Raw genomic sequence first — 13,001 nt, forward strand, 5'->3', positions numbered from 1 at the left:
TAACAATAATTAACTTTATAATGAAAAATAATTGCATATATTTTTAATTCATTGAACAAAATAACTAAAAAATGTCAATTATAAATGTATAGCATATCCCTGTTAACTATAGTAAATATGGGTTATTTTCAGTAGTGTTAACATATGTTTAACATCCTTAACATTAACAAATGTTAGATGAGTATGAAAAAAAGTGAAAATGAGTTTTGAATAAGTGGTCAATCCTCTGATATGGGGTAACCGGCAGCCTCCCAGGCCTTTGTTCCTCCAAGGACTACATAGACGTCGACGCAGCCACTCATCTTCAGAATACTGGCAGCGAGAGTGCTCCTATATCCTACACTGCAGATGATTGCTATTGGATGATCCAAAGGTAGCTCATCAGATCTATCATTCAAATGTCCACAGTACAGATTGATGGCGCCTGGCACATGGCCCCCGGTGAAATCCTCTTCCGATCGCACATCGAGGACCTTGATATCTTCCTCTCTTTCGAGTTTAAATTTCAACTCACTGACGGTCAGCAGTCCGAGATGCTCCGTGGGGAAAGCACCTTCTACCCAGTTCTCGATTCCTTCTCTTAGGTATCCCTCGATATTGTCGAACCCCATCCTTCTAAAATAATCGATCACTCTTTCCAGATCGGTCCTTTCTTCAAGCACGAGTAGCAATTTTCGATCATAGGGGAGTATACATCCAGCGAATGAGGGAATACCTTCCCTCCACATACTATAAGATCCTTTGATATAGACACCTGAGAAGCTGGGCGGGGACCTGGTGTCTATGACAATCGCACCTTTGTTCATCTGTTCAAGGAACTCGACAGGGGAGAGTGGAACTAGATCAGGGAGAACGCTTACCAGTGAAGGGCCCTCGATGTTCATCTTCTCCATCATTCTGAAGTATTTGGGGTATTCGTGCCTCTCGTTCATCTTCATTTCAACGAAGGATCTGCGGTCCATCTGTAGAATGGGGTTTGTAGCTTTCTCAATACCCAGTGTGCTTATCTCCCTGGCACTGATGTTGCCACCACAGACTGAACCTGCTCCATGGGCGGGCGCCAGTATCACCCCATCCCCCAGAGGCAGCAGGCGGTCAAATACTGATTCATATAGAAGTGAGGCCATCTTCTCATCGTTTTCCTTTCCGTAGAAGTCTGTCCTCCCAGTATCACCAACGAATAATGCATCCCCCGAGAATAGAATCAAGGATTGGTCATTAATCCGGGGGTCCTTCACAAGATAAGACATGTGTTCAAGCGTGTGGCCGGGAGTATGGATGGCTTCCATTCTCAATGCCCCTAGTTTGAATTCCTGACCATCGGAGATTGGTTCACCAAATTTGAAATTGAGTTTGTCTCCGTGCAGTATCCGGGCACCACACTTGCTCGCCAGTTCTAACGATCCAGATACATAATCCTCGTTCCTATGGGTCTCGAAGATATACCTAATTCTCATCTCTTCCTTCTCGGAGATCTTGAGGTATGCATCGCAATCCCTTCTTGGATCAATGACCGCTGCTTCTCCTTTTGAGCCGATGAAATATGATAAGTGCGCTAATCCGTTGGATTTTATCTTTTCGAATATCAAGGGTAACCCTCAGCTGATAAAAAATGTGAGAAAAATGAATAATAAGTTTTCGCGTATCTCAAGACTCCCTGGGGTCAAGAACCCTGGAGCGTCCCTCCCCAGATTATCCATGCTAATGCTGATTTTGAGACCAGGCTGAGTATGATGTACCCTCGTTCACCGTATAGATAGTCTTTCCACTTTCCGACCTTCTTGTATTGGAGTATCATATTGAGAGGGAAAGTGCACCAGAAGATGAGCAGGACGATGATAAGGACATAAACGAAGGTGGGTATAGTGTCCAGGTTGACTGATATCGCTCCGATGAAATACATGATCACAATGATCCAGGGAATTGCTCCTGCAAAAGTTCCAAAGTAGAACGATGTCCAATCCGTCTTCTCTGTGGTCTGATTATGGAGTTCCATCAGTAGACCAAAGAGGTTCATGCTGGCATTAGCTGCTGCAATGGCAAGAAGGGCGGCAATATCGAATATCCCAGTTAACATGGCCAGTATCACTATCATCAGAGATGAAGTGAAAGCATACTCGTACCATCTTGCTGGGTTGATCCCACTGCTGACCTTGCGAACGTACCACTTGTATCCATAGGTCGCCACGGACAGGTGAGCGAAAGCAGTGATGAACAGAAACAACGCTATGGCCGGCCCAACTGGAATATTGACGATTGTCTCAGTTACCGGGGTTGCCCCCGTGAGTTCGTCAAATTTGAGAAAATTCGTCTGGATGGGCAAGGAGAAATCGTTGCTCAGAGCGAGCATCAACACTCCTTGTATCGCATGGATCACTCCCATAACGCCGTTGAAGTTCCTCAACTTCTTGTATTTGCGATCTTCATAATCCAATTCCGTTCTATCACCTTGTATTACTATATGGACCTTATTTGAGAGCTAATGGGACAAATATTTAACGCCCGGATTTTCTCAGTAATCATAGTAACATTTCTAAGAAAATATCTATTCTGGATGACCGAAAGCTCTGAAGAAAAAGACGATTCTTGACATTTTCCTATTCAAAGAATATTATCTAGGCTGAAATTATTCTTCATTGACCCTCCAATACGGGTTTTAGAAGGGTTTATTTTCGTTAGGATCCATATTGGGATATCATGTTCTTCTGGTACAAGGAAGCTGAAGAGGCAGAACCTGTGGCCGGGGTGAAAAGAAAGATGCTCTCATGTGGGGAGCGCGTCCAGATCATCGAATTCTTTCTCCCCAAAGGAGCGGCATTCCCCTTGCACACTCACCCTCATGAACAGACGGGATACATAGCTAGCGGAAAGCTCCATGTGAGGATAGGAAATGAGGAGGCTGACTTGGGTCCTGGAGACGGGTACTTCGTACCTTCCAATATGGAACACGGCACCATGGCAATAGAGAACTGCGTGAATATCGATGTGTTCTCTCCACCGCGTGATGAATATAGGGACAGGTAGTCTGTTTCAGGTCCATACGATCAAGGCCATCATCAGGAGAATTGTATGTGGGTAGGAGCCTCATGAGAGTTGAAACCAATCCTTGACAATCATTATTATCTAGTAAGATACTTGAATAATGGAGATTCGCAAATAGTTTGGTCAGATCCACATATAGCGTGGGGGATATACTTGGAAAAGATGGTCATAATAATCAATCATGCTGCTGACGACCCTGAGCAATGCATTCATCCTCTGATGATGGCGGTCAACGCCAGTTCAGCGGGTCTGCATCCAGTCGTAATTCTGCAATCAAATGCAGTTTCTTTGGCCAAGAGAGGCTTTGCCTCCACGATCGAAGAACCGGAATTCCCACCTGTGGATGCGCTGATGACCTCTTACATAACCAGCGGAGGCAGAATACTGGCATCAGGACCATCTCTGAAGAAGAGGAACATAATGACCGAGGAGCTTATTGATGGGGTCACGGTAACCAGCCCGGGAGCCATGGTCAGAGAAATTCAAGACGCCAAACATGTCCTGATATACTGATTAGTTCATTCTCCTAATCCGTCACTGGAGTGGTTAACGGACATCTTTTTACTATTCAAAACACCATTTTATAACTAATCCATTGGAGTCTTCCTCTTCAACTTGTACCCTACACCCTGGAAGATGGCAACTACCTTGTTTTCATCGTACACGATCACCTGGTAGACTGAGGTTGTATTGTTCTCCTCGATCCTTCTAGCAACTGCCTCCAGGCGACCTCTGGCAGGTTTCATATAATTGATGCTCGCCGATATCGCTACTTCGGGTTCTCCCGTCCTGTTAGCTGCAAGGGCAAATGCCTGATCTGCCAGTGAGAACAATGCCCCACCATGAGCGCTGCCCAGGGCATTCCTGTTACTCTCGGTATCCATCGCTATGCGGACCTCATTGTCGTCAATTGAAATCACCTCCATGTCCATCTTCTTCATGAACTGGCAGTTTAACATGGCGTGGAGTCTTTTATCGGGGTCCTCTGAAAAATCCCTGACTGCTGACATCATCTTCACCAAGCTGAGCTAGCTCTCATTAATCGGATAATATAAAGGATTTTCTCGAAAGAGGGTCGATTTAAATCTAAATGGCCTCCTAAGAATAGCGATTTAATTAAAAGATATGGATTCACTTCTGGAATGATCCCATTCCATCACTCGCGGATCATGGTCAGCAACATCTTGAATTTGGAAATAGCCTTGAGAGCATGGGGCTCATTCGCTGGCATGATAACCATTTCACCTTTCTCAAGCCTCATGGGATTACCTGAGATTGTGATCTCGACCTCACCATCCAGGATCTCTACCAGAGCATCGTATGGGGCGGTATGCTCGCTCAACCCTTGGCCCTCGTCGAAGGCAAAAGCAGTCACAGTTCCCACCTTCTTGTCTATGAGGGTTCGACTCACAACAGATGCTTTCTGGTACTCGACCAATTCCTCGAGAACCATCGCATTCCCCTTCATCTTCTCCTTTTCCTCATTCGCCATGTTGCATTCCTCATTGAATTGACCTTGCCACTCCTTGCAATAAAGATGACCAGTACCTTAGGTCATGATCTGGGAAATCAGCAGGGACAGATGGGAGCCCGGTTGAGAGTCTCAGTCCCCCAATGGTGTCTTCTACTACCCTTTGGTAAAATGCAGGACCTTGGGATATAATACTTGGTTTCGATGAGTGGGAACACTGAAGATGGTTGTATATGCAACGTTTATATACTAGTTGTATATACAACTATTCAAACCCTGGGTCGGTGTACGAGTGCAAGATATCGAGCTGTTAGGTAAGTATTTCTCAAGAATCTATAGATATTCTAAAAGCTACCAGGACAGGGAACTGCATCGCTTAGGAATAGGTAGCGGCCAGTTTGGTTTCATGATGGCCCTCCTACACACAGATGGAATCAGTCAGAGCAGGCTTTCGGTGATCTCTAAATTGGACAAGACCACCATAACAAGATCCATTAGGCCACTCATAGAAAATGGTTACGTGGTTAGGGAGAAGGACCCTGAGGACAGGAGGGGTTACAAGATCTTCCTTACGACGAAGGGCCGCTCAATTGCACCAGAGCTTATACAAATGCAATTGGATTTAGAAAGACAGTTGCTCAAGGACTTCACATCAGAGGATATTGAACTTCTTACTGGTTTCCTCAGAAGAATGAACGAGAATGCATTGATGCTCAAGTGAAAGAGGGATGGGGATAGTGGTCGATCGGCGCAACGGCAAGGCTGATAAAGGGAATAACACCAAAGGTATAGAGACCCTTCTTGGAGATCCAAAAAAGGCAGTCATCAAGCTTTCGATTCCAATGATCATTGCCATGTTGGTCCAGACCGCATACAACTTGGCCGACGCCATCTGGGTAGCAGGTTTGGGAGCCGATGCTCTAGCCGCAATCGGTTTTGTATTCCCCATATACTTCATGGCTATGGGACTGGCCAATGGTCTGGGAGTGGGAGGCGGATCGGCAATCTCACGGCGAATAGGTGCGGGGGACAAGAAGGGGGCGGATTCCACCGCGACCCATACAATCTTGATGATGCTGATAATGGCGGTCGCATTCACGATTCTCATGTTGATATTCTCTGATGATATCTACATCGCTATTGGCGCTGGAAGAACGGCAGGAATGGCTACCGAATACTCCAAGATATTGTTCGGTGGGAGCATAATAATATTCTTCAGCATCGTGGCCATGGCCATTCTTAGAAGCGAGGGAGACGCAAAGCGTCCCATGTACGCCATGGTCCTAGGTTCTGTATTGAACATCGTCCTAGACCCCATATTCATTTATGGTCTTGACATGGGAGTGGCAGGTGCGGCCTGGGCATCGGTGATATCGTTCGGAATCGCCTCATTGCTGCTTTTCTACTGGCTGATGATGGAGAGATCCACATTCGTTTCTTTCAGATTCAAAGGCTTCAGGTTCAAGGGCTTGGTGGTCAGGGATATTCTAAGAGTGGGGCTTCCGGCATCGGTACAGCAACTTTCAATGTCCGTGACCAGCTTCATCATGAACATAATCATACTTACTATAGCCACAACTGATGGTGTGGCCATCTACTCAACTGGATGGCGCATATTCTCAGTCGCGGTGGTCCCACTGATAGGTATCGCCTCCGCGGTCACTCCCATCAGTGGGGCGGCCTTCGGGGCCAAGACTTTCGAGAAGATCAGGACGACCCATATTTTCGCCACCAAGCTGGGCCTTCTAATCGAGGTGTGTACGGGAGCGATCATGTTCCTCTTCGCAGCTCAGATAGCCGCCGTCTTCACCCATTCTGAGAGCGCTGCTCATCTGGCACCGGACCTAATATTATTCATCCAGATATTGGCAATTTCAAACCCAACGGTAGCGTTGGGGATGCTCTCATCATCGGTGTTCCAAGGAGTAGGTAAAGGCACTTCATCACTGATCGCTACCGTGCTTCGCACTCTAATTCTAACGCTCCTGCTGGCATTCATTCTGGCGAATGTCCTTGGATTGGGACTGACGGGCATATGGCTTGGCATTGCTCTAGGTAACACCATCGGCTCGATCGTGGTGTTCACCTGGGTCCGCCATTACTACAACCACCTTATCAGGGATGGTGGCAAAGCTCGAGCTCTTGAAACGGCAGAGATATCTGACTAATGTATGAAGGGGGAACGTCGGGCAAACCCTATCTATCTAGGATTCGATAGTGGGGAGGATGATCACGATCAGGTATCAGGCCATTTTTCATCTGAACGAGGATGATATCGGGAAAGTCAATATGACCCTGTCTAACATAGAGAATCTCATTGATGATCTCGGGAGAACCAATGTAGAGGTGATCCTGGTGGCAAATGGAAACGGGGTCAAGGCATTCGCAAGAGAACCAGCCATCGCCCAACGGGTTGAGAAATTGAGAAAGCTTGGAGTCACATTCAAGGTCTGCGCGAACTCGTTAGCTGGCAGGGGGATGTCCAAGGATGATCTAATCGATCAGGTAGACATCGTCGGGTCTGGCATAGTGGAGATTGTCCGTAAACAGATAGAAGGTTGGGCGTACATCAAACCATGATGCGCTTCCATCGTGACTACTCCAGACTAATTGCCTCAGGGTCCTTTAGCCCCGATCCCGTTATCACTAACACCACTCTGTCATCAGCTCTCAGATTGATTTTTGGAAGCGCGGCGAGCGCGGCGGCCGATGATGGCTCGGCAAAAACACCCTCCTTACCCAGATCCTTCATGGCCTGGAGGATCTCATGATCATTAACCACGACGCCTCTTCCCTTTGAGGCCCTGATAGAATCTAGAGCAGTGTAGCCGTTGAAAGGAACCTTGACCTGGATGGCTGATGCAATCGTTTCCGGGTTCTCCGCTGGCACGATTTCTGATTCATTCTTCCATGCGTCCACAATGGGCGAGCAGGTACGAGCCTGCACGGCCACCATCCTAGGGAGATTTCCAATGACGCCCAGTTCTTTGAGCTCCCTGAACGCCTTGAAAATCGCTGTGAGATGTCCCCCGGTACCAGTTGGAACCACGATCCAATTGGGTACTCCCACCTGCTCGAATATCTCGAACCCTGTGGTCTTGAGCCCCTCGATGAAGTAGGGGTTGAGACCAGTGGAGGCAAGATAAGCTCCATTCTCCGTTTCCTCGATGGAACGATTGACTATATCCGAGAAATCACCCGGGATTCTGATAAGGTTCGCGTTGTACGCCTTCATCTGGAGTATCTTCTCGTTTGGAACATCATCAGGGATGAATATCTTGGCCTCCAGATTTGCGTAGGCGCTGTAGGCGGCGACGCTTGCCCCCATGTTGCCTGTTGACGCCACCGTGACGCTGCTGAATCCGTGTTTCACTGCGTCAGAGAGAACCACGGTCGTTCCCCGGTCCTTGAATGAACCAGTGGGGTTGTCTCCCTCTAGCTTCATGTAGATTGATTCCCGAACATCCCTTCTCCGGACCATTGGGGTATTCCCCTCGCCCATCGATACTGAACGCTTCACGGGAATCATGGACTGATATCTCCAGACTCCGTTACCCTCGGGTTCCCAGCTCCTGTCCTCGTAATCCACTAGAACCACACTGTCGCACTTTTCGCATTTATAACGGAAATCCCTGAAGACCTCTTCGCACCTGGGACAGTAGAACATGAAATCATCTCCCGATTTGTCCTAATGACAAGAGAGTATTGATTCAGCCTTTCATTATTTTGACTGTGCGACCTCAACTCTCGAAGCGGCTTTCTAATTTCGCTGCAGATTGTGACCGCCTAGCTGAATGTATGATGGGTTGTCATTGGACCCCAATAGAATCAAGGGATGATTGTTCACTCTACATATTCGGATGACCTTCTCCGATGGCGAACCTCATCTAGCGCTCTCGTCGTTCTCCATAAGGCCGAACACGTTGCCTTCGGGGTCCTGAAACATTGCTAACCATCCGACCCCGGGGATGGCCATCTTTGCCCGCAGTATCTTTCCCCCATTGGCCTCCACTCTCTCAATGAAGTCATCTATTCCAGGCACCTCAATGGTCAAGTAGATAGGGGGAAACATTTCACTCTTTCTGGAAAGGCCACCATCAATTCCTGATTCTCCTTCTCCCGTGGAGAACATCCAATAATCCATGGGTCCCTCCCACTTAACGAAGCTCCATCCGAATACCTTCTGGTAGAACTTTATGGCGCGATCAGGATCCTCAGCACTCATGTCGAAATGATTGACTCTTGCCATCTCGAACCCTCCAATTCTTCAATTCAAGACCAGGGGTAATAAGGATTATCACGGTCTGAGAATTGAACTTCACTTATCTTCTTGATCAATATTCTCGATGATTATTTCCGCAGTCCAGACGGCTGCTCTTCCCACGAGGACTGGGCATTTTTCCTTCTTATAGGCGATATCGTCAAAATCACAGTAGACCTCTCTGTCCCAAAGGTCATAATTCTTACCAAGGTGAGCTCTTTGAATCTCCCAGCAGACCACTGACCCATATTCTTCAACGAACCTTTCAGCAAGCTGCTTGCAGAGGCGGTAAGCGACCATCCTCTTTCTCCCTTTGTCCTTGAAATCACACCTTTCCCTACCAAAGAGCATCCCAATGGCCATTGAGCATCCGGTAAGAGCCCCGCAAGTACCCCAGGTGGTGAGACCAATCCCACCAGAAAGCCCACTAGCAGATCGAAAGGTAGCGTCATCCTTGATGTCAAAGACATCTTGAAGAGCCGCCAGAGTACTCTGTGCGCACCCTCTACATTCCTTCTCATATTCGAAAGCGAGCCGGTAAACTCTGTCCAAGATCTCGTCCTTTTCCATCAGTGGCCTTGAGTGCGAAACAGAAAGAAAAACCTATCGACCCTGCGAGATTTCCTGATTTATGAGATGTGATAATCGAGCGGAATGATATAATTAAAGATTCTTGCTTGGGTGAAATACCGGTGATGAATTTGGATGATTTTGAGAAGCTACTCAACTTGCCAGACGGGCAAATCCTCGGGAGATCGGGCAATTATGCGAAAATCGATAAGGTCAGATTCTACTACGAGATTCATGGTAACGGCGAGCCGCTCGTTCTGATGCACGGTGCATGGGCTACCATCGAATCGCTTGCTTTCCAGGTGGGCCCCCTTTCCGAGCGGTTCAAAGTCATACTGGTCGAGAGGAGGGGTCACGGAAGGACTCCCGACACTCCGGGTAAGTTCACATACATGCAGGGCGCTGAGGACATGAAGAGCGTCATGGAGCATCTAGGTGTCAGGCGCGCCCACATTGTTGGCTGGAGTGATGGAGGGGTGATAGGACTCCTTATGGCCCGTCATTACTCAAAGTGCGTGAGCAGATTTGTTTGTATAAGCGGCAGCTACCACTATAGAGGGTATACCCGAGCATTCGCCAGGAGTTTTGAAGACTCCACCTCAGAATCACTGGACCCAAGGATTGGCCAGGTCTACAGGTGGACGTCCCCCGATGGGCCGGAGCACTTTCCCATAGTGTTTGAGAAGATAAAGGGGATGTCGAGTTCGCATCCTCGGTACCCAAAGAGGGAACTGGAGACGATCCGGGTCCCCACTCTGATCATGTCAGGTGACGCTGATATTGTAAGTCTCGAGCACTCCGTGAATTTCTTCAAGGGGTTGCCTTGTGCTCAGCTTTCGATCGTGCCCGGCACAACACATATGCTTCCCATGGAGAGACCGGGTCTTGTCAATTCCCAGATCGCCCAGTTCTTGGAAGCTGAAAGCATTGAGAGGGCAAGTGGGGATATATTCATAAATTAAGATAAAAGGATGCGTTGGAGGTATCGGACTAGAACTTCTAATCGAGACCACCATACGATCTGACATGCTCCCATGCACTCTTGAGCCGTGGGGGTGTTCTCTCATCTTTATATATCGCGGGGTCAGATCTTCCGAAAAACTCTCGATCTTCGCCGATTGGACAGACCTTTATGCAAATGCCACATGGTGATGTGGACTTCTTGTGAAGGGAGTCGCTCCAAGCTGTGCATCTATCCTTAATGGTGAGAGCTTGAGGATAATACCCCTCGATGAGAGCTTTGGTAGGACATGACTCCACACACCTCATGCATCTGATGCAGAGTTCCTTCTCCATAATTGGATCAGAGGGAAGCTCTGCCGAGGTCAACACCGAGACAAACCTCACCCTTGGTCCATATTCCTTCGTGAGCAACATGTTGTTGATACCGAAAGTCCCGAGTCCGGCTAGAAGTGCAGCATGACGATGGGAAAAGAAAGCAATAGGATTATGCTTGAGAACCTCCAGACTACCGTATCCATCCCTTGGTATCCAGATTGAAGGATGTCCCCTTTCATTCAACATGTTGGATAGAAGGTAACCCTGTTGGTCAAGAATGGAGTTGACCGTCCTGTAGAGCTCGTGATAGTGTATGGATGGAGTGGTCTCCAGGATCGGAAGCGTTATGGGCAATCCTAGAACGATCACGGATCGAGCCTCAGGTAAGATGGATTCTGGATAGAATTCCTCCGGCATCCAGGGCAAGAATGGTGGGTCCTCCCAGCGATCGACCGAGGCGACACCCATAATAGGAATATCTAATCTAACGCACCTGGCCTTGATTTCGCTCTTGAGATGAGAATCCATTGTAATATGAGAATGTCACAGTGAATGATATATTTGTTGAGTTATGGATTCATGAATAACAGATCAGAACACTCAAGTCCTTGGCAATATTGATGATGTTGGAATTGACTCAAATACTAGCTAGATTGAAGAAGTATGTAATTTTATCAAATGAATTAATGGAGGTGCGGGGGGAGGGATTCGAACCCACGGACTCCTATGAGACAGGATGTCTCAGACGGAAAATGATCCGCTCTTAAGTCCTGCGCCTTTGGCCAAGCTTGGCTACCCCCGCAGTTTGTGCGATGATTGAAGGCAGGATATTTCACCTTTTCCGAAATCATTCTCTGCTACTACGCTTGGAAAGCAACTTATCTAGCCTCGAAGAGAGTACATCCTCTAGATTCGGGTGTCCAATCTCGCTGAGCTCGTACCTCACCCTGACAACGGGCTTGTTCACGTCGATCACCCTGCGGAGGTCAATAGGTGTTCCAGAGACCACCACATCACAATCGGCCCGGTTGATGGTTTCCTCCAGATCCTTCACCTGGTCCCTACCATAGCCCATCGCGGGAAGAACCTTTTCCATATGAGGATACTTTCTGAATGCGTTGAGTATGGAATCGACCGCGAAGGGACGAGGGTCGATTATCTCTGACGCACCGAAGTTCTCTGCCGCGAAGGTCCCCGCTCCATACTTCATCTCGCCATGGGTGACGGTCGGTCCGTCCTCTACAACGAGTACGCGCTTCCCCCGGATAAGCTCAGGTTCATCAACGTACATGGTGGATGCTGCCTCGATGACGATCGCAGAGGGATTCAAACTCTCGATGTTGTTCCAAACAGTCAGGATATTATGCCGGTCGGCTGTTTGGATCTTGTTGATTATGACCACATCGGCCATCCTGAGATTGGTCTCCCCTGGGTGATAATTCACCTCATGCCCTGGCCTGTGTGGGTCAGCCACCACGATGTGGAGATCTGATCTATAGAAGGGTGTGTCATTGTTCCCACCATCCCATATGATGATGTCAGCCTCCTTCTCCGCTTCCCGGAGTATCCTTTCATAGTCCACTCCAGCATAAACGATGATGCCCTTGTCAATGAGCGGTTCGTACTCCTCTCTCTCCTCTATGGTGCATTCGTGATAATCGAGGTCTTCAGGGCTTGCAAACCTCTGAACTGCCTGCTTCACCAGATTTCCATATGGCATCGGGTGCCTTACGGCTACTACCTTGAGACCTCGTTTTCCCAGGATATCGCTTATCTTCCTGGAGGTCTGGCTCTTCCCGCTTCCGGTTCTGACAGCACAAACAGATATCACCGGGACGCTCGACTTCAGTACGATCTTTGTATTGCCCATCAGCCTGAAATCCGCTCCACTGCAGAGGATCCAGGAAGCCTTGTGCATGAGCTCCAAATGAGAAATGTCGCTGTATGCGAAAACGACCTGCTCAACACGATGCTCCCTGATGAGACCAGGGAGATACTCCTCTGGAAATATCGGGATTCCCTTTGGATAGAGCCTTCCAGCAAGCTCTGCCGGATAGCATCGGCCCTCAATATTCGGTATTTGGGATGCGGTGAAGGCCACAACCTCATAGATCTCATTGTCCCTGAAGTAGGTGTTGAAGTTGTGAAAGTCCCTTCCTGCCGCCCCCATGATGATGACCTTGATCCTTACCATAGGTTCACCTCAATTCATTCGATGTCGATTTGGAGATTGAACTGTATTCTATTTCTCTTTTGGTACAGTCATGGGACTCGAATAGAACAATATTCTATTAAGGATGGATGACCATAGAATACGACTGACATCCGTGTCTATCGGCGAGATCATAGCTATTGAGAAGCTTACCTAGGCAACTGAAC

Annotated in this window: 15 protein-coding genes and 1 tRNA gene; 6 read left to right on the forward strand and 10 right to left on the reverse strand. The window is 48.0% G+C overall.

Features of this window, described 5'->3' with window-relative positions; all coding sequences use genetic code 11:
* Nucleotides 1-218 precede the first annotated feature (218 nt).
* Together GKC03_00085 and GKC03_00090 are read right to left on the reverse strand one after the other, a co-directional pair.
* The gene (locus GKC03_00085; GenBank protein NYT10933.1) at nt 219-1,589 is read right to left on the reverse strand and encodes an MBL fold metallo-hydrolase; all 1,371 of its coding nucleotides are present in this window, start codon (nt 1,587-1,589) and stop codon (nt 219-221) included.
* A gap of 74 nt (nt 1,590-1,663) precedes the next feature.
* Nucleotides 1,664-2,383 carry a hypothetical protein gene (locus GKC03_00090; protein NYT10934.1) on the reverse strand — a complete coding sequence of 240 codons (720 nt, stop codon included), beginning with the start codon at nt 2,381-2,383 and terminating at the stop codon, nt 1,664-1,666.
* 314 nt (nt 2,384-2,697) lie between these two features.
* Between GKC03_00090 and GKC03_00095 the strand changes: the two genes are divergently transcribed.
* Both GKC03_00095 and GKC03_00100 read left to right on the forward strand, forming a co-directional pair.
* The gene (locus GKC03_00095; GenBank protein NYT10935.1) at nt 2,698-3,024 is read left to right on the forward strand and encodes a cupin domain-containing protein; all 327 of its coding nucleotides are present in this window, start codon (nt 2,698-2,700) and stop codon (nt 3,022-3,024) included.
* A gap of 171 nt (nt 3,025-3,195) precedes the next feature.
* Complete coding sequence (locus GKC03_00100; GenBank protein ID NYT10936.1) at nt 3,196-3,555, forward strand: hypothetical protein; 360 nt, start codon at nt 3,196-3,198, stop codon at nt 3,553-3,555.
* Between the two features lie 74 nt (nt 3,556-3,629).
* Here the strand turns inward: GKC03_00100 and GKC03_00105 are convergent, their stop codons facing one another.
* Complete coding sequence (locus tag GKC03_00105; GenBank protein ID NYT10937.1) at nt 3,630-4,064, reverse strand: PaaI family thioesterase; 435 nt, start codon at nt 4,062-4,064, stop codon at nt 3,630-3,632.
* Nucleotides 4,065-4,198: 134 nt separating this feature from the next.
* Entirely contained in the window at nt 4,199-4,534 is a 336-nt protein-coding gene (locus GKC03_00110; protein ID NYT10938.1) for a cupin domain-containing protein, read from the reverse strand.
* Nucleotides 4,535-4,805: 271 nt separating this feature from the next.
* Between GKC03_00110 and GKC03_00115 the strand changes: the two genes are divergently transcribed.
* The 3 genes from GKC03_00115 to GKC03_00125 are packed head-to-tail and all read left to right on the forward strand — an operon-like array spanning nt 4,806 to nt 7,093.
* A complete protein-coding gene (locus tag GKC03_00115) occupies nt 4,806-5,234 on the forward strand; it encodes a MarR family transcriptional regulator (protein NYT10939.1) in 429 nt (142 codons plus the stop codon).
* Between the two features lie 7 nt (nt 5,235-5,241).
* Nucleotides 5,242-6,681: an MATE family efflux transporter gene (locus GKC03_00120; protein ID NYT10940.1), complete on the forward strand. Its 1,440-nt coding sequence runs from the start codon at nt 5,242-5,244 to the stop codon at nt 6,679-6,681.
* A gap of 58 nt (nt 6,682-6,739) precedes the next feature.
* Nucleotides 6,740-7,093: a hypothetical protein gene (locus GKC03_00125; GenBank protein NYT10941.1), complete on the forward strand. Its 354-nt coding sequence runs from the start codon at nt 6,740-6,742 to the stop codon at nt 7,091-7,093.
* A gap of 16 nt (nt 7,094-7,109) precedes the next feature.
* Here the strand turns inward: GKC03_00125 and thrC are convergent, their stop codons facing one another.
* The 3 genes from thrC to GKC03_00140 form a co-directional block, all read right to left on the reverse strand.
* Nucleotides 7,110-8,180, reverse strand: coding sequence for a threonine synthase (gene thrC / locus GKC03_00130; GenBank protein NYT10942.1), 1,071 nt, complete (start codon nt 8,178-8,180; stop codon nt 7,110-7,112).
* A 216-nt stretch (nt 8,181-8,396) separates the two neighbouring features.
* Nucleotides 8,397-8,762, reverse strand: coding sequence for a VOC family protein (locus GKC03_00135; GenBank protein ID NYT10943.1), 366 nt, complete (start codon nt 8,760-8,762; stop codon nt 8,397-8,399).
* A gap of 69 nt (nt 8,763-8,831) precedes the next feature.
* Nucleotides 8,832-9,344, reverse strand: a complete 513-nt coding sequence (locus GKC03_00140) for a C_GCAxxG_C_C family protein (GenBank protein NYT10944.1) — start codon at nt 9,342-9,344, stop codon at nt 8,832-8,834.
* 125 nt (nt 9,345-9,469) lie between these two features.
* On the opposite strand from GKC03_00140, the gene GKC03_00145 reads away from it, so the two are divergent.
* Nucleotides 9,470-10,306, forward strand: a complete 837-nt coding sequence (locus GKC03_00145) for an alpha/beta hydrolase (GenBank protein NYT10945.1) — start codon at nt 9,470-9,472, stop codon at nt 10,304-10,306.
* Nucleotides 10,307-10,343: 37 nt separating this feature from the next.
* Here the strand turns inward: GKC03_00145 and GKC03_00150 are convergent, their stop codons facing one another.
* The 3 genes from GKC03_00150 to GKC03_00160 all read right to left on the reverse strand — a co-directional run bounded on the left by GKC03_00150 (nt 10,344) and on the right by GKC03_00160 (nt 12,816).
* On the reverse strand, nt 10,344-11,150 hold the full coding sequence (locus GKC03_00150) for an epoxyqueuosine reductase (GenBank protein NYT10946.1): 807 nt from the start codon (nt 11,148-11,150) through the stop codon (nt 10,344-10,346).
* A gap of 165 nt (nt 11,151-11,315) precedes the next feature.
* A tRNA-Leu gene (locus tag GKC03_00155) sits at nt 11,316-11,424 on the reverse strand.
* 45 nt (nt 11,425-11,469) lie between these two features.
* A complete protein-coding gene (locus GKC03_00160) occupies nt 11,470-12,816 on the reverse strand; it encodes a GTPase (protein ID NYT10947.1) in 1,347 nt (448 codons plus the stop codon).
* Nucleotides 12,817-13,001: the final 185 nt, after the last annotated feature.

Source organism: Methanomassiliicoccales archaeon (genome assembly GCA_013415695.1).
Classification (GTDB): domain Archaea; phylum Thermoplasmatota; class Thermoplasmata; order Methanomassiliicoccales; family JAAEEP01; genus JAAEEP01.